The organism is Candidatus Hydrogenedentota bacterium (genome assembly GCA_019637335.1).
GTDB lineage: Bacteria > Hydrogenedentota > Hydrogenedentia > Hydrogenedentales > JAEUWI01 > JAEUWI01.
Genome location: JAHBVV010000024.1, coordinates 98,134 through 119,007 on the forward strand (window position 1 = coordinate 98,134; position 20,874 = coordinate 119,007).

The window sequence follows — 20,874 nt, forward strand, 5'->3', positions numbered from 1 at the left end:
GCTACACTCCTATGATATACGTGCGGGCCAGAACGTACAGCGGGATGAACGAAAAACCCGCCGCAACGCCGATCCCGATGGCCTTCGCCACCAGTTCCGCCTTCCCCGTGTCCCGGTCCGTCAAAAAGCCCAGCGTTACCGCGATACTCGCGAGCGCGTGGGTCAAGTGAATGCCCACGAACACGCAGCAGATAATGTACAGCAGCGAACGGACCGGATTGCCAAACGAATTAAACACGACGCCATACAGCCCCATGCTCTCTTCGCCCATGCCGTCCACGAACGATCGGGGCCCCTCACGGTCGCCCGTGATCGTGAAATCGTACACATGCAGCAACACGAACAGCAGTATCAGCACACCGCTTATCCGCATCATACGCGACGCGAAAGTCTTACGGCTCGCCGTGCGCTCGTACTCGTAGCGCACCGGGCCCCGCGCCGATGTGTTCTCCAGCGCAAGTGAGATCGCCGTGCCGATATGCGCGATGAAGCACACCACGAGGAATACCCGCGCCGCCCAAAGCAGTTCGCCCAGTGCGTGAAGCCGCGCCGCATAGGCGTTGAACACATCCGGGCCCACAAGCAGAAGAACATTCCCGACCAGATGGCCGAGCACAAACGTTACCAGCGCGATACCGGTCAGCCCGACTACCAGTTCCTTGGCGACGGACGTTGTGAATCGGCGGGCGAGAAGGGTAGAACTCATAAGCCTGGCAAGTCTCCTTGGTGCGCCCCGCCCGGGAGTTCCCTGTGGCGCCTTAACCAATCAGGAACCGCCGCAAGCGACCGCCCACAGGCGGGGGTGGATGAATCCCGGCTATGGTACAACACGCCCGCGCCGCCGTTCCAGACCTCGGCCCAATTTTTGCCGCCACCGCCGCGCCGCGAACGCCATACGGACAGACCCGGCCACGGGCCAGCCGGATACGGGCCGCGGCCGCTTGCCGCGAATCCCCGCGCTGCTCTACCATACCCGCGGCGCCACGTGGCGCCCCAACCCAAAACACACGCCGGGAACCCATCTTGATAGACGAAATCCTGAATCGCATCGACGCGGCCAACGCCGTGGACCCCAACCGGGAATCGGCGGACGGCGTGGACGAGCCCGCGGCGCTCCTCTATGGCCGCCGCATGAGCGCCTGGATCGATCGGCTGCGCCCTGGCGCGCCGCCCGCGCTCCAAATCGCCGCCCGCGCGCAGCATATCCGCCGCTGGGAGCATCCGCGCGCGGAATATCCGGCGGATCGGCGCGGCTATCTCGCCTGGCGCCGCGGCCTCTACACCTTCCACGCCGAGCAGGCCGGCGCGATCATGCGGGAATGCGGCGCGGACGAAACGCTTATCGACCGGGTGTCCTTCCTCCTCCACAAGAAACAACTGAGCGACGATCCCGACACCCAGGCGCTCGAGGACGCGGCCTGCCTCGTCTTTCTGGAGCATCACCTGGACGAATTCGCGGCCCGCACGGATCGCGAGAAGATGATCGGCATTCTGCGCAAGACCTGGCGCAAAATGTCCGAGGCCGGACGCCGGCACGCGCTCGCGCTCGATTTGCCCGAAGCCGCGCGCGAACTCGTCGCGGAGGCGCTGGGCGATGGCTGACCCCGCGCCGCGACCGAAAGTGGCCGGCATTGCGGGTGGTTCCGGCTCGGGGAAGACCACGCTCACCGCGGCGTTGTTGAACGCGTTGCCGGGGCGGGCCGTGCTCCTCCAACACGACTGGTATTACCGAGATCAGGCCGGCGTACCGGCCGCGGAACGTGACGCCCGCAATTACGACCATCCCGACGCACAGGAAACCGATCTGCTCGCCGATCACCTGGCGGCCCTCCGGCGTGGCGAATCCATCGCCGCGCCCCAGTACGATTTCGCCACCCACACCCGCAAGCCGGAATCGCTTGCGTTAGCCCCGCGGCCTCTGGTCGTGGTGGAGGGGATAAACACGCTTGCCGCGCCCGCCCTGCGCGCCATGTTCGACGTCACGGTCTTTGTCGATGCCCCCGCGGATATCCGTTTTATCCGGCGTCTCCAGCGCGATGTCGTCGAGCGCGGCCGAACCGTCGAAAGCGTGGTCAGGCAATATCTCGAGCAGGTCCGCCCCATGCACGAGCGTTTCGTGGAGCCCTGCCGGGAAACCGCCGACCTCGTGCTGTCCGGCGAAGCCGATCCAGTCGCGTCCGCCCGGCGCATCCTGGCCGCGCTCGGCCTCGCGGAGTAATTCCCTCATGCGCCTCCTGCTCCTCAGCAATTCGACGATGCCGGGAGAACCCTGGCTCGGGTGGGCGCGCCCCCACCTCGATCGGTTTCTCGCGGATGCGGGCGAAATCCTCTTTCTGCCCTTCGCCGCTGCGGATTTCTCCTACGACGAATACACCGCCCGCCTCGCCGGAGCCCTCCCCGACCGCCGGGTTGTCGGAGCGCACACCCTGGCGGATCCGGCCGCCAGCCTCGCGCGCGCGCGCGCCCTGGTCGCCGGTGGCGGCAACACATTCTGCCTGCTCCGGCGCTGCCAGGATCTTGGCCTGCTCGGCCCTATGCGCGCCGCCGTGGAAGCCGGCGCGCGCTTCGCGGGCTGGAGCGCCGGCGCGAACCTCGCCTGCCCCACCATCAAGACCACCAACGACATGCCCATCGTGGAAACGGCCGGGCTGGACGCCCTGGGACTCGTACCGTTCCAGATCAATCCCCACTTCACCGAAGCCACCATTCCGGGGCACGGCGGCGAATCGCGCGCGCAGCGCCTCCGCGAGTTCGTGCAACAGAATCCCGGTTGCCCCGTGCTGGCCCTGCCCGAGGGCATGTTCGTCGAAGTGGACGGCCAGCAGCGGCGTCTGGGCGGCGCCGGCGAGGCGCTCTGGTTCACTTCGGACGAGCCGCCCCGGTCCCTTCAGCCCGGCCCGCTGCCCTGCTGATCCTGCTCGCGCTTCCGCCGCTGGTGTTCCTCATACTCCCGCTCCCGAAGCCGCCAGCGAATCTCCTCCAGCAACTGGCGGTTCACCCCGCTCAATTCCGCCAGGAAACCCGACACGATCAGCACGAAACTCGCCGAAAACAGGATCGCCGCCGCAATAAGCGACGGAAGATTTCCCCCGCCCGCGCCCGTGGCGTGCAGGTAGACATACCGGACGCTCGGGATCATCGCCAGCGCAAAACACATTGCGCCCGGCAGCGCAAAGAATCGAAACGGCCGGTACGTCATGAAAATCCGCACCGTCGTGACCATGGACATCTGCACGTAATGCCAGGGACTCTTCACCAGGCGCGAAGGGCGCATGTCGCGGTTCGTCCGGATCGGAACCGACGTAATCGCCATGTTTTTCCGCCCGGCCTGGATCACCGTCTCCAGCGTGTACGTATAGCTCCCGAATACATTCAGCCCCATCGCCGCCTCCCGCGTCATCGCCCGGAACCCGCTCGGCGCGTCCGGCACATCCGTATTGCTCGCCATGCGCACCACCCACGATCCCAGCCATTGCAGCAGCTTCTTTGAAAAGGAAAAGTGCTGGATGTCCGCAATCGGGCGCGCCCCCACCACAAATTCCGCCTCGCCCGACAGGATCGGCGCCAGCAGCACCGGGATATCCTCCGCATGGTACTGGTTGTCCGCGTCGGTGTTTACAATGACGTCCGCGCCCGCCTTGATGCAGAAATCCAGGCCCGCCGTGAACGCCCGCGCCAGTCCACGGTGCACCGTCAGGCGCAACACGTGATCCGCGCCGTGCGCCCGGGCCACCGACGCCGTCGCGTCCGTCGATCCATCGTCGATGACCAGCCACTCCACCGTGTCAAAACCGGGGACCACCCGCGGCAGCGCCTGCAACGTCACCGGCAGCGACGCCTCCTCGTTGTAGCACGGTATCTGGATGATCAGTTTTCGCACGATGTTCCGCTCGCAAATTCCTTGAGCCCGGTGGCGCCCGAGTTGTCCGGCGATGAGTCTATCAGAAACGAGCCGCCAATCGACCTCCGGCCGGATACCCGCTCAATCGTCATCACTCGATTTCATTGCGCTCTTTGTGGCTCCAAATCCAATCCGCCGCGCGCCGTAAACGCGCGTCGCGCCATCGAGTGTCTCCTTTGCGTCTTTGCGCCTCCGTCTGAATATCAATCCCTCTCCAACATCTTCCCGTCGTGGCCTTCGTACCGCTATCCGCCTCTAACGTGTTTTCCCGACAAGACTTTCCGAAGTAATCTCGGCAGAGCCATACTCGACTCACACGTACAACGCCCGCCAACCTGGCTCAGGCTTCCAGCCTGAGACAAGGTGAGCGCCGGGTTCGAACGGCCCATTGAACCGGAGAGCACAGCCTCGGATTCCCACAGTGAGACGGTCCTTTACTTCATTCGTGTCCATTCGCGTTCATTCGCGGTTCAACTTTGTTTGGTTTCGGCCAACGGCTGCCCTGCGCCCGTCGTGGTGATCCCTTCTTCAATCGCGCCCCATTTCTGCGCGGTTTGCGGGGTGTCCATCCTTGCTTTTCGAGATAGCAATTCTGGACGGTGCGCGAGAATTTGCCATTTTTCGATCTTCCAAATGAAAAAAGCTTGCAAATATCCGTACCGGAGGCTATCATAAGGCGGGAAGAAAACCATTAATCCACGCAAAGCTGGACACCGCTAATGGAATCCAAACAATCCTTCAGTACATCCGAAGTGGCCAAGTATTGCCACGTGACCGCCGATACCATCCGGAAATGGGCGGAAGCCGGGCGCATACATGTCTTCAAAACCCCCGGCGGCCACCGCCGCATCCGGCGCGACGACCTCGTTCGCTTTCTGCGCGAAAACAAGATCCCCATACACGAGGATCTGGACAACGCCGGCATCCGCGTGCTGGTGGTCGATGACGAAAAGGCCGTCGTCTCCGTTATCCGCCGCTTTCTGGAGCGATCGCAGACGCCGTTCCAGATTGAGGTGGCGCTCGACGGATTCGAGGCGGGGCACCAGGTCGCCACCTTCCGCCCCAACGTCATCTTCCTCGACCTGCGCCTGCCCGGAATGGATGGTTTCGAAGTCTGCCGCCGGATCAAGGCGGACCCCGAGACCGCCGGAAGCCACATTATCGCCATGACCGGGTACTACGAAGGCGATGTCGCCCAGCGGATTGTCGATATCGGGGCCGCCATGCTCCTGCAGAAGCCATTCACGCCGGACGATCTCCGCCGCGCGCTGGCCAAGGTGGGGGTGGAAGTGGTCTGAGGGTCGCGCGCGGGCTTCACGTATCCAGGCTGGCCGAGAACGTGGCCTCCAGTTCCTCCGCAAGGTGGCGGTACCGGACCAGGTAGTCCGCGTGGCTCCGGCGGATCACCTCCTTAGCCTCCTCCGCCCCGTAGACGTGCGTGATCTCGCACGCCTTGTGCATCGCGTCCGGAGCCTGTTTGTACGTCAGGAAATAGTGCCGCAGGCGCTCCACCAGCATCGAGGGGCACTGTGAGATGTCCTGCCAGTACCCGTAGCTCGGGTCCCCATGCAGGATCGCGATGATCTTGTCGTCCGCCTCGTCCCCGTCCAACATGCGCAGGCCGCCGATCGGGTGCACGCGCATATAAATGTTCACATGCGCGATGTGCTTCTCCGTAAGCACGCACACATCCAGCGGATCGCCGTCGCCCACGATATCCGCGCGCCCCGTCTTCATCCGGCAGAATTCCGCCACATGATCGCTGCAGTAGGTCTGCGGGATAAATCCGTACAATTCCGGGCACACGTTGGAAAAGCGCTGCGGGCGATCGATGCGCAGCAGGCCGGTAACCTTGTCCAGCTCGTACTTCACCGTATCCGTCGGCAGGATCTCGATATAGGCGTTGATCAGGTCCGGCGATTCCGGGCCAATGTGGATCCCGTGCCAGGGGTGGGCGCGGAAAAGCCCCGTCGATTCCCTGGTCAAACGATTGCTGCCGCCGTTATCCGCCGACGAGTCGCCCATACGATATAGTTCTCCCGGCGTTGCGCCATGCTGCTTCCCGCAAGTCTAACATCTCGCGGCGCGGCCAGGCCAGATCCCGGCGGATGACCCGCGCCGCGCCGCCGTGCTATGCTGGCCGCGCATCAGTCGAAACGGATTCGGGGCCACAACAGGCGGGAGACACCATGAAGCGCAGTACACCGGCGAATGGGGCGAAGCGCCCTCCAGCCCCGAGGGAGCGCGCGCGGTGAATATACTCGGAATCTCCGCCTATTACCACGATAGCGCCGCCTGCCTCGTCCAGGACGGTCAAATTCGCTCGGCGGCCCAGGAAGAACGCTTCACCCGCATCAAGCACGACGCCTCCTTCCCGGAAAACGCCGTCGCCTGGTGCCTCGAAGAGGCCGGACTTCAGCCCGGCGACATCGATTTCGTCGCCTTCTACGACAAGCCTTTCCTCAAGTTCGAGCGCATCCTGCAAACCCACCTCGCCTTCGCGCCGAAAGGCTTCCGCGCCTTCCTCATGGCCATCCCGCTCTGGATCCGCGAAAAAATCTGGATCAAGGACCATATCGCCCAATCGACCGGCTACGGTGGTCCCATTCTCTTTCCGGAGCATCACGAATCCCACGCCGCCTCCGCGTTCTACCCGTCGCCCTTCGATCGCGCCGCCTTCCTCACCATAGACGGCGTGGGGGAGTGGACCACCACCAGCTACGGCGTGGGGGAGGGCAACCACATCGCGATGCACGGCGAGATCCACTTCCCGCACTCGCTCGGGCTGCTTTACTCCGCCTTCACCTACTACACCGGCTTCAAGGTGAACTCCGGCGAATACAAGGTCATGGGACTCGCGCCCTACGGCGAACCGAAATACGCCCAAACCATCCTGGACGAACTGATCGACCTCAGGGAAGACGGTTCCTTCCAGATGAACATGAACTACTTCAACTACTGCGCCGGCCTCACCATGACCAACCGCCGCTTCGACGATCTCTTCGGCGGCCCGCCCCGCAAGCAGGAATCGCGCCTCACCCAGCGCGAAATGGACCTCGCCCGCTCCGTCCAGGAAGTCACCGAGGAAGCCATGCTGCGCATGGGGCGCCACGTGCACCGCGAGACCGGCTGCGAGAACCTCTGCCTCGCCGGCGGCGTCGCGCTCAACTGCGTCGCCAACGGGCGCCTGCTGCGCGAAGGTCCCTTCGATCGCCTCTGGATACAGCCCGCCGCCGGGGACGCGGGCGGCGCCATCGGGGCCGCGCTCTACGCCTGGCACCAGCACCAGGGCAAGCCGCGAACCGCCGGCCCAACGGACAGCCAGCGCGGCAGCTACCTGGGCCCGCACTATTCGAGCGAGGACATTCGGGCCTGGCTGGATGCGCAGGGCTACCCCTACACGCGCATCGAGGACGAGGACGCCTTCTCCCAGTCCGTCGCGCAGCGCATCGCGGACGAAAAGGTCGTCGGCTGGTTCCAGGGGCCCATGGAGTTCGGCCCCCGCGCGCTCGGCGGACGTTCCATCCTCGGCGACCCGCGATCCCCGCGCATGCAGGAAACCATGAACCTCAAGATCAAATTCCGCGAAAGCTTTCGCCCCTTCGCGCCCTCCGTGCTCGCCGAAGACATCGCCGAATACTTCGAGCAGGACTGCGAAAGCCCCTACATGCTGCTCGTCGCCGGCGTGCGCGAGGAACTCCGCAAGCCCATGACTGAAACCGAGCAGGCGCTCTTCGGCATCGACAAGCTCAACGTCTGCCGCTCCACGATCCCCGCCGTGACCCACGTGGACTACTCCGCGCGCATCCAGACCGTGCACGAAGACACCAACCCGCGCTACCACCGCCTCCTCACGGCCTTCAAGGCGCTCACCGGCTGCGCCGTGCTCATCAACACCTCCTTCAACGTGCGCGGCGAGCCCATCGTCTGCACCCCCCAGGACGCCTACCGCTGCTTCATGCGCACGAACATGGATTGCCTCGTGCTCGAAGACTGCATCCTTGAAAAAGCCGCCCAGCCGCCCCTCGAAGACGACGTCGACTGGCGCGCGCAATTCGAACTGGATTAACCCCCATGCTCCTCCAGGATCTCCGCGAAATCAAGAGCTCGAAAAAAGAACTGCGCGATTTCGCAATCGTAATCGCCGTCGCCCTCATGCTCATCGGCGGCTACCTCGCCTGGCGCGGCCATTTCTACGCCGCCTTCCCCATTGCCGCCGCGCTCCTGCTCGCGCCCGTCCTCTTCGACGCCCTCTTCAAGACCAACACCGCCGCCGTCCTGATCCCGCTCCAGAAAACCTGGATGGCCATCGCCATACTCCTCGGCCACGTCATCTCCCGAATTATCCTCGGCCTCTTCTTCTTCGGCGTCTTCACCGCCATACGCGCGCTCAACACAATCATCGGCAAGCCCCTCCTCGACACCGCCTGGAAAGGCGACCGCGAAACCTATTGGATAAAGCGGGACGCCGCCCCCAACCCGCCCGAGCGCGCCGAGCGCCAGTACTGACCGCGCGTTGTTCGCCGACGGCGTTTCCCGCCGGTACGGCCTCAAGACACCCAAAGCATGGGCAACCGTTTCGCCGTCTAACGTGGCTTCACCTATAGACAGCGATTGACAAAGACCGTCGGACATTCATGCCCGAGGCAGCGAATACACCCAATTCAACAACCGCCCCCCAGAGACCGACACGCCAATCCGGCGGGTCTGCCCCGCCATCCCCATCGCCTCCCCCAGGCGTGCCACGGACAAGCCCCCAAGGGCTTGCCCGTGCAATTCCCCCCAGGGACCGACACGCCAACCCACTCCCACCCGGCGCACCAAACCCCACCCCGTGCCACGCGATCGCGCCCCCCCAGGGACTGACACGCCAAACCACCCCACCCGGCATACCAAACCTCGAAGCCCGTACCAACAACCCCCAATCCGGCGCACAACGCGCAACCGGCGGGTCTGTCCCGTCATCCCCATCCCCTTCCCCAGGGGTGCCACGGACAAGCCCGCAAGGGCTTGCCCGTGCACGTCTCCCCAGGGACTGTCACGCCAAACCCAACCGGCGGGTCTGTCCCGTCATCCCCATCGCTTCCCCCGGGCGTGCCACGGACAAGCCCGCAAGGGCTTGCCCGTGCAACTCCCCCCAGGGACCGCCACGCCAACCCACCCGGCGCACCAATCCCCACCCCGTGCCACGCGATCGCGCCCCAGCGCGTTCGTGTGCCCGGAGCAACACCAGCCCACCACCGCCAGTACCACCCCGCACGAGCGGCAAAACCGCCCCACGCTCCAAGCCACCCCCAGGCGTGCCACGGACAAGCCCGCAAGGGCTTGCCCGTGCAACTCCCCCCAGGGAGCAACACGCCAAGCCCAACCGGCGGGTCTGTCCCGTCGCTTCCCATTCCCATTATGGGGCAATCCACCCATATCACGGAGGAAAATCCAGAAAAACCGGCTCGGAATCGCCCCGAAGCCTTTCGCATGCGCCGCACGAATTTTTTTCTTGACACCCCGGCCCATCCGGTGTACGGTCAAACCCACGCGGCAGTACAGCGCGTCAAGAAACGTCTCCGAAACAGCAACCCACCTGAAGGGGCTACTCCGATGGACCTGTTCTCGCCCCAAACGCGGTCTGTGATGTCCCGGCGCCGGACGCGCAGCGGATCGGGGACACTTCCGCAAGCGGCGGGCATCCGGCACGCCACCGGGCGATTGGCCACACGGGAAGCGCCCCCAGGAGGTTGGGCATCCCTGCCCGACGCAACATGCGCTCCCGATGCGGTAGTACCTGCAATTTCGTCGCATAACCGAGCGTTTCCACGTGGACACGCCAGGGGGGCCTGACCTGAAAGCCAGCCACCTACGAAATCGACGCGCGCGCTGCCGCGGACAGGAATGTCCACGATCCTACGACACGGGCAACCGTTTGACGCGGGTAGATATCCCCAACGGGATGCACACGGAATACACCTACGACGCCAGCGGGCGGCAGGATGCCATCCACCACAAGGACGGGACCACGGTGGTCCAGGGCTTTGACTATACGTTTGACGACGGCGGGAATATTGCCCGCATCGATCACGAGGACGGCAGTTACTGGGCCTACGATTACGACGGGCGGGACCGGTTAATCGAAGCGGAACGCTACGACGATACGCCCACGCTGCTGCACCGCTACACCTATACCTACGACGACGCCGACAACATGCTGACCAAGGCGGTCTACGACCCGAGCGGGCCGACTACAGTCACGACGACCTACACCTACAACGACGCCAACGAACAAACCAACATGGACGACGGAACCACCTCCATCGACATAACTGCAATTCACTCGGCTCCGGAAAACCCAGATGTCTAGTCTTTCTATTCGATGGGTTGTCGTAACGTTTTCGTGTGTGGCATTCGCTGGGTGCGTTCACAGTGCCTTGAAACCTCGATACACAGAGGTGCGCGTAGGCGAAAGCCTCGGCAAGGTCATATTCCGATTCGAGGAACCGAAGAATCGCATCCCTTACGAAATCACTGTAGTCCCGAATGGGCTCGGAGAGGGAAAAGTGATAGTGGTTGTGCCTTATAGTCCACCGCCGCAGCTATATCTGTATTCCATTCAATCTACTTGGCTCGCCAGCCACTACGAGTTAACGTTTGGGGGAGCCCTTCTCACGGAAATAGCGTGGAGAGCAGAAGACGGTAGCTACCTGGGAGAGAAGTCACTTGACTCCGTGACACTTGTTCCGAAATTCTACCGAGGAAGAGGCAAATGACCCCGAAATGCGACTACGTATCACCATGACCAATGTCGTCTTGGCGCCCACCGCGCAAGCCTCCGCCACCCTCGGCGATCTGTCGGGAACCACGCCCTCCAGCGGCACGGCCCGCTACTACGCCACGGACCACCTCGGCAGCACCCGCGGCGCCTGGGATGCCTCCAAGTCCTCCGTCGGCGCCTACGAATTCACCCCCTTCGGCGGCGAGTACAACCACACCGGCGCGGCCCTGGCGACCTTGGCCGGCGCCTACACCGGCAAGCCCTGGGACGGAACCGCGCAACTCTTCCACTTCCCCTACCGCCAATACAGCCCGAACATGGCCCGCTGGACGAGCCGGGACCCCTTGGGGATGGTCGATGGGCCGAATGTGTATGGGTATGTGTCCGGGGAACCAGTTGGTATATTCGATCCCGATGGTCGATGGGGATTCGTGCTCGCGATCTTTGGAATTAAGATCAAAGTGACGGGAGAAAGCGTAGCGCTATTTATTACTGGAGCTGCGGCCGCGCTACATATTTTTGACTCCTTGGAAGCCAGATGTAGGACGAATTGTACGCCTGCCCCACCACCTCCTCCGCAGAGGTATATTCCGGGAGCACCCGTGCCGCCAGCTGACACGCACGGAGAAGAAGAAGGTGAGCCGGGCGGTGGAGCAAGTGAAATCCAATTGGCCTGTCCTCCCAGCTTCCTAAGGCCTTGAGGAATGGATGAGGTGTCGTTAACTGCCGCCAAGCAATTCTGGTTCGCTTTGCGCAGGCTAACTGACGTACTGTAAAACTCGAACCGCTTTAGAGTTTGGCTCAGAAGATCGCGTTGGACTAGGAGGTTCTTGGAATGAAGGATAAGGGTATTGCGGTGTTCGACGTAATGAACTTAGTCGTTTTGACAGTCGTGTTGGGTATGTGTGTTTATGCAGTTATAGTTGGCCAAAAGGACTTGGTATCCGAGACAAGCGTCGGGCTCCTCTTTGTATACACGAACGGACATATAATGATGGCGCGGATTGAAGTGCGGCGTAAAATAGGAAAATTGAAATAATAGGGACAGCCACCTATTCTTTCCAACTGCTTATGGCACAACAGCTTAGCTCGCCGGTCTTGGCCTCGCGGACGGACTTCGGCGCCCGAAGGGGACTGTCCAGTTCGCCGCATATGCGCCGGGGTGTGTGGACGACGCCGGTAACCGGCTCTTTCGCTAGGAGTCGTGGCGGACGGGCCACCGACGCCCATGAAAGGACAGCATGATGGGGAGGCGAATGATGCGTACGGCCCTGGCGGGCCTCGAACGGCGATACGCCAGGCTTCACTTCAGGACCGCTCTGATACTCGAATGCGCCGTCATTTGCCTGATCGCGTTCCTCATCCAGGCCGCCTGCGCCGCGCTTTTCTTCCGGGATGCGCCGGTCTGGCCGGATCTCGCCCTCTTCACCCTGGGGTTCGCGGCCTTCTGCGGCGCGCTCCACTACCTCCAGTACCGCCGCCAGTTTGCGACAGCCCGGAGCCGGCGCCCGATCGGTTCAAGCGGCGATTCTGAGCCCGCGAAGCAGGAAGAATAACCCCCCGCGGTGCGCCGCGCCGTCAAGCCGCCCAACGGCGCATCAGGCCGCCAGACCCCGGTTTTCGCTTGGTTTGCCGCGCGCCATGCGGTAGAATGCCGTTCCACGGGCGGTTCCGCAGTCCGCCTGGAAAGGAAGTTATGGCGAAGTTGTCTATTCTCCGCGAGCTCTGGGAGTTCGCGCGTGTCCGCAAGAAATGGTGGCTCGGCCCCATCCTGCTGTTTCTCGTTCTATTCGGCGCGCTGATTGTCATCGCCAAGGGTTCGGCGGTGGCCCCGTTCATCTACACGCTCTTCTAACCCCGCGGAGGCCCGGGCGTGACCCTCGAGCAATTCATCCGGCGCAAGGATTTCGTGCTGATTCCCAGCCTCCACCGCTGGACGATGTGGCTCATCGCCTTCCGCGTCACCGCCCTGGGCTGGCTCGCCGTGCTCGGCTGGGGTCTCGCGACCTCACTCGGCGTCAGCAGCATCGACAAGCCGATCTACATCGCCGTTTGCGCGTGGACCGCGCCCGCCGTCATCGCCTTCGCCGCGGGCTGGCTGCTCCGACCGCGCGTGGCCGTCGCGGCGGCCTATCCCGACCGCGCCTCCGTGGGCCAGCCGCTCCAGATCCGGTGCGCGCTACAGAATACGCGCCGAACCCCGCTTTACGCTCTCGGCGCGGGCATCTTTCTGCCGCCCGTCGAGTTCGACGCCGCCCCGCCCGCTTTGCTTCCCGGGATGCTGCCCCCCGGCGAGTCGGCCGCGTGCCACGTCCAGCTTACGCCCCGGCGCCGCGGCCTCTACCCGATGCCGCCCCTCCGCGCCTTCACGACCTTCCCCCTCAACCTCTACCGCACGCCCGCGGGCCACGGCGCGCCCTGGCAGCTCCTCGTGCTGCCCGCCTTTCACCCGCTCCACCAGATCGGCGTGCCCGTCGGCACGCGCTACCAGCCCGGCGGCATTGCGCTCACGTCGCACACCGGCGAATCGCCCGAGTACATCGGCAACCGCCACTACGTCCCCGGCGACTCCATCCGCCACATCGACTTCCGCGCCTGGGCGCGCCTCGCCCAGCCCGCCGTCCGCGAATACCAGGAAGAATATTACTGCCGCGTCGCGCTCGTCCTCGACACCTGCACCGGGCGCGCGAACCCGCCCACCCCGGAGGGCTTTCCCGAGTTCGAGGCCGCCGTCAGCCTCACTGCGGCCATCGCCGATGCGCTCTCCCGGGGCGAGTACCTGATCGACCTTTTCGCCGCCGGCCCCGAGCTCTACGTCTTCCGCGCCGGCCGCCACACCGCGCACTTTGACAACGTCCTCGAAATCCTCGCCGCCGTGGGCCACACGGTCGACAATCCCTTCGCGCGGCTCGCTCCCGCGTTGCTGGACGAGCTGAACAATATTTCCACGGTAATCTGCGTCTTCATGGATTGGGACGAGACCCGGGAGCACCTCGTGCGCGCCGCCGCCGAGGCCGGGTGCAGCCTCAAGGTTATCGTCGTGCGGGAGGGCGAGCCCAGCCGGCCGCTCGACGCCCTCCACGCCTGGACCCGCCACGTGCGCCAGGTCACGCCGGACGCCGTGCGGCGTGGGGGAGTGGAGGAACTGTGATCGCCCCGCGCCTCACCGGCCTCGCCATGATGGTCATCCAGGCATTCCTCCTTTGGCGCAGCATGGGCTACGCCTACGTCGCCATCGCGTTTATCCTCCTGGCCGCGCCCGGGTGCTGGCCCCGCCTCCACCGGGACTGGCCCCCGCGCTGGCGCCACGGAACCGACGTGGCCCTCGCGGCGGCCTTCGCGGTCTGGTGGGTCGCCGTGCTCCAATCCGCCCCGCAGTGGTCCAATCAGTATGGGCCGAATGTACTTGTGGCCGCCGGGCACGGATGCATCGCTTTGCAGGCCGTTCGCTTCTACCGGCGCGGTCCGTCCGGGCCCGGCCCGCTCTTTCCGATCCTCGGCGTCATGTCGCTCGCGTGCGCGGGCGATCGCTACCTGGGCGGCGCCGAGGAGCAACTTTACTTCTGGGGCGCCATGGCGCACGGCCTGCTCGTCGCGCTCTACTACGCGGCGGCGGGCGTGGCGCGCGCTGCAACCGCCGAGCCCTTGCGCCACCGCGCCTACCGGTACGCCGTGCTGGCCGCCTGCCTGTTCTGTTCCTTCGCGCTCGCCGCCGGAACCGCCTGGACCCTCCGCCGGTCCGATCGCTTCGCCCAACCCTGGATGGCATCCGCCCTGTCCAAGATTCAGCATATCGCCCCCGGCAACAGCAACGTCGCCCACCTCGGCAGCATGGCCATTTTTGATCGCAACGAGGCCGACCGCATCGCCATCCAGATCGCGTCGGATGCCGCGCCTGGGTACCTGCGTGGGCAGATCTATGGCGACTTCGGCGAAGCGCGCTGGAACGCGCTGCGGCGTGGCGTCGCCGCCAGCCCCCTGAGCGCGGGCGCGCCCCCCGGATACCGCCCCGTGTTGCCCGGAGAGCGCCTCTTCTCCGTTGCGCCCGGGGACACGCTCGCCGGCTCCATGGAGATCTACCCGGACAGCGCCATTCAAAACGCGCTCTTCATCCCCCTGTACACCGGCTGGATCGGCATGGCGACAGACGAAATCGTGGTGGACAAGAGCGGAATAGCCCAGGTGCTGGACAACCTCAACGGTCGCCCCTTCCGCGCCCTCCTCTCCAACCCGCCACCCCCCGATCCGCTCTCCGAAAGCGACAGGGAGCTGTTCACCCGGATCCCGGATCGTCTCGCGCCACGTCTGCGCGAACTCGCCGCGACCGTATGCGGGGAACACGAGGGTCCGCGGGCCCGCGCCTTCGCCGTCACCCAGTATTTCCACGGCAACTACCAGTACGCCCTCGATTTTCAAGCTTCCCTACGCGAAGACCCCGTGGAGAAGTTTCTATTCAGCGATCCAAAACCATCCGCCCACTGCGAGTACTTCGCCACCGGGGCCACCCTGCTCCTCCGCGCCGCCGGTATCCCAGCGCGCTATGTCACCGGCGTGGTCTCATGGGAGCAGCTCGCTGCCGGCGGCTACTGGGTCGCGCGAAACCGGGACGCCCACGCCTGGTGCGAGGCCTGGGATCCCGAACTCGGCTGGTTCATCGTCGAGGCGACCCCGGCCAATGGCGTGCCCGAGGCCGCGCGCGGCGCCGGCGGCCCGTCCTGGCGCGATAGCGTCGCTTCCCTCAGGCTGAGCCTGCGCCGCATCGTCGCCGCCGTGCGCGCCGGCGCCTGGGGGGTCATCGCCAGCGGTACCGGATCTATAGCGGCAGCCCTGGCGGCGCTATTTCGCGCCTGGGGCCTCCATGTGCTCCCCGCTGCGTTTCTGTTGGGCGTTGCGCTATGGTGGTGGCGTCGCGGGCCCCGATTCCGCCGCGCGCGCCCAGCCGTCGCCACGGGCCTGCTCGAACGGCGGCTCGCGAAGCAAATCGCCACGATGGATCGGCGCGTCGCCCGCGCCCACGGGTTGGTTCGCCGGGAAAGCCGCACGCCGCACGCCTTCGCGCGCGAAATTGAGTCGCGCCCCGATGCGGATTCCGCCGCCGGACGCATCGCGGGCTGGTATCGCCGGTGGGCCGAAACCCGGTACGGCCCCGCGCCCGATCCCGCCGCCGTCGATCGCCTCGAAACCGACCTCGCCGCCCTGGGCCGGAAATCCACCCGCCCAAAGCCCCGCTGACGCTTTCCAAATCGCCGTTTCTGTGGTACATTCCCGGAAGAACCGGCGAGATCCCCTACTATGGGCAAAGAAATCCTTACCATCGCGGACGCCAGCGCGCTGCTGTCGCTGTCCGAGGCCGAAATCGAGCGCCTCCTGCTCGCCGGCGAGCTCCCCGGCAGGCGCATCGGTCCCCACTGGTTTCTCTCCCGCCAGCGACTCCTCCAATTCATCGAAAACGACGAGAATCCGTCGCCCGCGCCCAAGCCCATGCCTGCGGCGGCCTTGCCCGAACGCATCCTGTCCCCCGGCTGGCGCTGCCGCGCCTGCGGCGAACAGTACGGCCCGGAAATCGCCGAATGCGCCGCCTGCGGCACAGTGCGCGCCACGCCCCTGATCGGCTACCGCCTTCCACGCGGCGCCGCGGCCGCCCCGATCGGCCCGGGCGGCAAAGTCAACTAGAACCTCCCGCCACATCCTGCTACAATCCCGCCTTCCCTTCAGCCGCCGCGCACCCCCTTGGAAAGCGAGATTGTGTCAGCCCCCCGTAAATTCCTCCAGGGATTGAACCCCGCCCAGCGCGACGCCGTCCGCCATACCGAAGGCCCCGTGCTTGTGCTCGCGGGCGCCGGCAGCGGAAAGACCCGCGTGATTACCCGCCGCATCGCCCACATCCTCGCCTGCGGCCTGGCGGAACCCGCGCAAATCCTCGCGGTCACCTTCACCAACAAGGCCGCCGCCGAGATGCGCGAGCGCGTGGCCGAGCTCGTGGGCAAGCAGGCCGCCGGCCAGATTGTCATCTCCACCTTCCACAGCTACTGCCTCCAGGTGCTGCGAAAACACATCGATCGCATCGGCTACCGCAAGAATTTCAGCATCGCCGGGGAGAGCGATTCCCGCACCCTGCTGCGGCGCGTGGTGGAGGACCTCGGCAGCAGCGAGACCTTCGACATGGGGACCTTCCAATCCCGGATCAGCCTGATGAAAAACGCCAACGAGCGTCCCGATCCCGCGCGGCCCCTGCCCGTCGAAAAGGAGAACCAGGAGAAATACGCCGAGAACTTCGCCGAAGTCTACGAGCGCTATCACTCCGCCCTGCGCGCCGCGAACAGCGTCGACTTCGACGACCTCATGCTGCTCACGCTCCAGCTCTGGGATCAGCACGCCGACCTGCTCGCCCTCTGCCGCGGCGCCTTCAAATATGTCATGGTCGACGAGTACCAGGACACCAACAAGGTCCAGTACGAACTCATCCGCCGCCTCGTGTCGGAGCACCGCAACCTCTGCGTCGTGGGCGACGACGATCAGTCCATCTACGCCTGGCGCGGGGCCGACTCCAGCATCATCCTCGACTTCGACAAGCACTTTCCCGACGCCCGCGTGGTCACCCTCGACCAGAACTACCGATCCACGGTGACCATCCTGAACGCCGCGAACGCCGTCATAAAAAACAACCAGGTGCGCCGCGAAAAAAAGCTCTGGTCCGATCTCGGCGACGGGCGTAAGCTGGACTGGATCGTCTGCGCCGACGAGGAGCAGGAGGCCGAAGAGGCCCTGAAATGGATGAAGTTCATTCAGGACCGCACCGGCGCGCGCTACAGCGATTTCGCCTTTCTCTACCGATCCAACCAGCAGTCCCGCCCGCTCGAAGTGACCCTGCGCCAGGCCGGCGTGCCCTACGTCGTGGTAGGCGGGCAGGATTTCTTCGAGCGCGCGGAGGTCCGCGATGTCATCTCCTACCTCAAGATCATCGCGAACCCGCGTGACGAGGCCGCCTTTCTCCGCGTGGTCAACATGCCCCGCCGCGGCATCGGCGACGCCACCCTCCACAAGATCCACGAGCTTTGCCGCGACGAGAAGCTATCGCTCGGCCAGGCCACCGCGAAGCTCCTCAAGCAGGGCATCGACGGCGCGCCCGCGCAACTCGCGCTCGGCGAATCCCCCGAGGACCGCGTGCGCCAGTTCAAAGAGCAGAAGACCGAGAAGGGGCTGCGCGATTTCCTCCGCCTGCTCGATCGCTTCCGCAAGCGCTTCCGCGAGAAGGACGGCGGCCTCCGCGAGATCGTGGAGGACCTCATCAGCGCCATCGACTACCACGGCGAGCTCGTCCGCACCTGCAAGTCGCCCCAGCAGGTGGCCGGCCGCTGGAACAACGTCGAAGTCGTGGTGAAGGCCATCGGCGACTACGAGGAAAAGGCGGAAAACCCGTCCCTGAGCAACTTCCTCGACGAAAGCCACCTCAACACCGATCAATCCCGATTTGGCAAGGAGGAGCGCCGGAAATCGGGCGTCACCCTCATGACGATCCACAGCGCGAAAGGCCTGGAGTTCCCATTCGTCTTCCTCATGGGCCTCGAAGACGGCCTCATGCCTCACGAGCGCAGCATCAAGGAGCACAACATCGAGGAGGAGCGCCGCCTTTTCTACGTCGCCCTGACGCGCGGCAAGCGCCACGTCACCATGTTCGAGGCGCTCGGCCGTGTGCGCAATGGCAAGGAGCGCATCTCCAAAACCAGCCGCTTCCTCGCCGAAATACCGCCGGAGTGCTACACCCAGCACATCAAGGCCGTCCGCCAGATGGTGGAGGCCGCCGTCGACCCGCCCGAGGTCAAGAAGAATAAGAAGAAGCGCGCCCCCCGCCGGACCAACCTGTAGCGGGCCATCGCGGCGGGAGTTGCGCGACCGCCCGCGCCTTCGCGTATGATGTGGGTAGAAGGCGGCCCGGATCCTTTGCAGGCGGTACCGATCATGTTGGATTTCGTCAGGAAACACCGCATCGAGTTCATTACCTTCGCAATGGCCATTACCCTTTCCGCCATCTTGTTCGTATGGATTGAAACCCGAAAGCCCGGCGGTGGCCTGTTGCGGCGATTCCACCCCGAAGTCGCCATCCTCCACAAGACCACCAGCGAGCCCCTCGCCTGGGGCGACTCCTACAAGGACGCTGTCCGGCGGCATCTCGTGCGGCGCTTTGGCCGCTGGTCCTCCGATTCGCCCGGCGGGCCACGCCAGCGCGGCGCGACCATTACGCCCATGGAGCCGCCGGACCGCCTGGAGGGGGCCGACCTGCGCGGCGTCAATTTTCGGGGATGCGACTACCGGCGGCTCCGGCTGCGCAATGCCGCTTGCGAAGGCGCGCTCTTCCGCGACGCGCAGTTGAACGATTCCCAGCTCAATAACTCCAATTTTTCCGGCGCGGATTTTGAAGGCGCGAAGTTGGTTGGCGCCGACCTCGGCGGCGCGCATTTTGACAGGGCGCACTTGATACGCGCCGACTTCACGGGCGCCGATCTCCGCGGCGCGAGCCTGGCCTACGCCGACTGCCGCGGGGCCAATTTCAAAAACGTCGCTTTCGACGCCAACACCGACTTCACCGGCGCCAGCCTCGCCGGCGCACGAAATCTCCCCCCGGCGCTGCGCGATCAGGCCGCCCGCGCCGGCGCGTCCTTCTGATTTCGCCGCCGCGCGCGCGTACCGTGCGGCGGCGCCGCCCCGCGTGCTACTGTACCGCGCATAGCACTACCCCGCCCCAGCCCCCGAAGGTTCACCCCATTCATGCGCGTACTCGGCCTTGACCCCGGCACCGCCACCACCGGCTACGGCGTGGTGGAAGGCAAGGGAAGCCGCCTCCACCACATCGCACACGGCGTCATCACCACCCCGCCCGAAATGCACTTCGCCGATCGCCTCAAGTACATCCACGAGGCCTGCGCCGCGCTCCTGATCGAGCACAGGCCCGACGCCGTCGCCATCGAGCGCCTCTACTTCAAGCAGAACGTCACCACCGGCATCACCGTCGCCCAGGCCCGCGGCGTACTCGCCCTCGCCGCCGCCCAGGCCGGCCTGCCCATCGGCGAATTCAGCCCCACCGAAGCCAAAACCGCCATCACCGGATACGGCAAGGCCGACAAGAAGCAGGTCCAGGAAATGATCAAGCTCCTCCTGAACCTCGACGCCATCCCGCGCCCCGACGACGCCGCCGACGCCCTCGGCATTGCCATCTGCCTCATCCACGCCGGCCTTCGCTAACCCAGGGACCGCGGCGCCCAATCACCGCCATCGCAGGGACTGCGGCGCCCGATCACCACCACCCACCCGCAACACCGTCCGACACAACCCAAGCGCCCCCCAACCCACCACCCCAACCGGCGCGGCTGTCCCGTCGTATCGTCGCAGGGACTGCGGCGCCCGATCACCACCACCCACCCGCAACACCCCACGACACAATCAAAGCGTCCCCCCCAACCCACCACCCCAACCGGCGCGGCTGTCCCGTCGTACCCGCGCCACGCCCCCAGTGCAATCCATCCAACGCGATCCGCTATAATCCCCAACACACCACCGCAAGCTGACCGCGGCCCCGCATTTCTCGCGATCAGCCCACACCCACACCCCACACAGGGATGCCCCATGTCCTTCTGCGCCGCAATCAACTGCCTCGACGGCCGCACGCAGCTCCCCGTCATCAACTTCCTCATGCAGCGATTCAACGTCAAATACGTCGACATGCTCACCGACGCCGGCCCCCTTGGCATCCTCGCGCGCGATTTCGACGCCCCCCGCGCCCAGGCCTTCGTCGAGCGCGTCCGCATCGTCATCCGCGTCCACGACGTCACGCAGCTCGCCATCTGCGGCCACTGGGACTGCCGCGGCAACCCCGTGCCCAAAGAAACCCAGCTCGAACAGCAACAAGAGGTCGCCCGCCGATTTCGGGCGCTCTTTCCGCAGCTCACCATTATCGGCCTGTGGGTCGACGAAGCCGAACAGGTACACGAGATCGGCGTGTAGCGACACCGCGCGCTATTGCGGCGCCGTGACAGTACCGAATGGCACTGACTTGCGGATTGTCTGGGAAGAAAGGAGCCCATGGGTGCCACCCTCAAGCGGGGCGGCTTCGCCGCGGGAGCTTGTGGGTGACGAGATTTCACGCTGGCGGGACCCACAATTCGCCAATGGGGCAGTCCCTGACACGTGCCTGACGCCAGGCTGGAACCCC

21 protein-coding genes are annotated in these 20,874 nt (G+C 65.0%); 17 read left to right on the top strand and 4 right to left on the bottom strand.

Annotation, left to right across the window (positions count from 1 at the left end; translation table 11 throughout):
* Position 1: 1 nt before the first annotated feature.
* Positions 2-706, bottom strand: coding sequence for a succinate dehydrogenase cytochrome b subunit (locus tag KF886_20755; protein MBX3179792.1), 705 nt, complete (start codon positions 704-706; stop codon positions 2-4).
* Positions 707-819: 113 nt separating this feature from the next.
* Between KF886_20755 and KF886_20760 the strand changes: the two genes are divergently transcribed.
* Genes KF886_20760 through pepE form a run of 3 tightly spaced genes read left to right on the top strand, consistent with a single transcriptional unit; the run spans position 820 to position 2,912 of the window.
* A complete protein-coding gene (locus KF886_20760; protein ID MBX3179793.1) occupies positions 820-1,602 on the top strand; it encodes a DUF4202 domain-containing protein in 783 nt (260 codons plus the stop codon).
* On the top strand, positions 1,595-2,218 hold the full coding sequence (udk, locus tag KF886_20765; GenBank protein ID MBX3179794.1) for a uridine kinase: 624 nt from the start codon (positions 1,595-1,597) through the stop codon (positions 2,216-2,218). Before KF886_20760 ends, udk begins: the two co-directional genes overlap by 8 nt.
* Before the next feature lie 7 nt (positions 2,219-2,225).
* Positions 2,226-2,912: a dipeptidase PepE gene (pepE, locus tag KF886_20770; protein MBX3179795.1), complete on the top strand. Its 687-nt coding sequence runs from the start codon at positions 2,226-2,228 to the stop codon at positions 2,910-2,912.
* On the opposite strand, the gene KF886_20775 is transcribed toward pepE, so the two are convergent.
* On the bottom strand, positions 2,888-3,880 hold the full coding sequence (locus KF886_20775; protein ID MBX3179796.1) for a glycosyltransferase family 2 protein: 993 nt from the start codon (positions 3,878-3,880) through the stop codon (positions 2,888-2,890). The two genes, pepE and KF886_20775, sit on opposite strands and share 25 nt — an antisense overlap.
* 491 nt (positions 3,881-4,371) lie before the next feature.
* On the bottom strand, positions 4,372-4,605 hold the full coding sequence (locus tag KF886_20780; protein MBX3179797.1) for a hypothetical protein: 234 nt from the start codon (positions 4,603-4,605) through the stop codon (positions 4,372-4,374).
* A 15-nt stretch (positions 4,606-4,620) separates the two neighbouring features.
* On the opposite strand from KF886_20780, the gene KF886_20785 reads away from it, so the two are divergent.
* On the top strand, positions 4,621-5,199 hold the full coding sequence (locus tag KF886_20785; protein ID MBX3179798.1) for a response regulator: 579 nt from the start codon (positions 4,621-4,623) through the stop codon (positions 5,197-5,199).
* Positions 5,200-5,215: 16 nt separating this feature from the next.
* Here KF886_20785 and KF886_20790 read toward each other — a convergent pair whose 3' ends face one another.
* Entirely contained in the window at positions 5,216-5,926 is a 711-nt protein-coding gene (locus KF886_20790) for an inorganic pyrophosphatase (protein ID MBX3179799.1), read from the bottom strand.
* A 226-nt stretch (positions 5,927-6,152) separates the two neighbouring features.
* On the opposite strand from KF886_20790, the gene KF886_20795 reads away from it, so the two are divergent.
* From KF886_20795 to KF886_20855, 13 genes are all read left to right on the top strand, one after another.
* Positions 6,153-7,970: a carbamoyltransferase gene (locus tag KF886_20795; GenBank protein MBX3179800.1), complete on the top strand. Its 1,818-nt coding sequence runs from the start codon at positions 6,153-6,155 to the stop codon at positions 7,968-7,970.
* Positions 7,971-7,975: 5 nt separating this feature from the next.
* The gene (locus KF886_20800; GenBank protein MBX3179801.1) at positions 7,976-8,410 is read left to right on the top strand and encodes a hypothetical protein; all 435 of its coding nucleotides are present in this window, start codon (positions 7,976-7,978) and stop codon (positions 8,408-8,410) included.
* 1,411 nt (positions 8,411-9,821) lie between these two features.
* The gene (locus KF886_20805; GenBank protein ID MBX3179802.1) at positions 9,822-10,256 is read left to right on the top strand and encodes a hypothetical protein; all 435 of its coding nucleotides are present in this window, start codon (positions 9,822-9,824) and stop codon (positions 10,254-10,256) included.
* 413 nt (positions 10,257-10,669) lie between these two features.
* Positions 10,670-11,368, top strand: coding sequence for an RHS repeat-associated core domain-containing protein (locus tag KF886_20810; GenBank protein MBX3179803.1), 699 nt, complete (start codon positions 10,670-10,672; stop codon positions 11,366-11,368).
* 555 nt (positions 11,369-11,923) lie between these two features.
* Complete coding sequence (locus KF886_20815; GenBank protein MBX3179804.1) at positions 11,924-12,223, top strand: hypothetical protein; 300 nt, start codon at positions 11,924-11,926, stop codon at positions 12,221-12,223.
* A 140-nt stretch (positions 12,224-12,363) separates the two neighbouring features.
* Positions 12,364-12,522 carry a hypothetical protein gene (locus KF886_20820; protein ID MBX3179805.1) on the top strand — a complete coding sequence of 53 codons (159 nt, stop codon included), beginning with the start codon at positions 12,364-12,366 and terminating at the stop codon, positions 12,520-12,522.
* A gap of 18 nt (positions 12,523-12,540) precedes the next feature.
* A complete protein-coding gene (locus tag KF886_20825; GenBank protein MBX3179806.1) occupies positions 12,541-13,818 on the top strand; it encodes a DUF58 domain-containing protein in 1,278 nt (425 codons plus the stop codon).
* Complete coding sequence (locus KF886_20830) at positions 13,815-15,899, top strand: transglutaminase domain-containing protein (GenBank protein ID MBX3179807.1); 2,085 nt, start codon at positions 13,815-13,817, stop codon at positions 15,897-15,899. Before KF886_20825 ends, KF886_20830 begins: the two co-directional genes overlap by 4 nt.
* A gap of 60 nt (positions 15,900-15,959) precedes the next feature.
* Positions 15,960-16,340, top strand: coding sequence for a helix-turn-helix domain-containing protein (locus KF886_20835; protein ID MBX3179808.1), 381 nt, complete (start codon positions 15,960-15,962; stop codon positions 16,338-16,340).
* 72 nt (positions 16,341-16,412) lie between these two features.
* Positions 16,413-18,533 (top strand): UvrD-helicase domain-containing protein, encoded by a 2,121-nt coding sequence (locus KF886_20840; protein ID MBX3179809.1) that lies wholly within the window; start codon positions 16,413-16,415, stop codon positions 18,531-18,533.
* A gap of 93 nt (positions 18,534-18,626) precedes the next feature.
* On the top strand, positions 18,627-19,331 hold the full coding sequence (locus KF886_20845) for a pentapeptide repeat-containing protein (protein MBX3179810.1): 705 nt from the start codon (positions 18,627-18,629) through the stop codon (positions 19,329-19,331).
* 102 nt (positions 19,332-19,433) lie between these two features.
* Positions 19,434-19,907: a crossover junction endodeoxyribonuclease RuvC gene (gene ruvC / locus KF886_20850; GenBank protein MBX3179811.1), complete on the top strand. Its 474-nt coding sequence runs from the start codon at positions 19,434-19,436 to the stop codon at positions 19,905-19,907.
* 381 nt (positions 19,908-20,288) lie between these two features.
* Complete coding sequence (locus KF886_20855; GenBank protein MBX3179812.1) at positions 20,289-20,666, top strand: hypothetical protein; 378 nt, start codon at positions 20,289-20,291, stop codon at positions 20,664-20,666.
* Positions 20,667-20,874 lie beyond the last annotated feature (208 nt).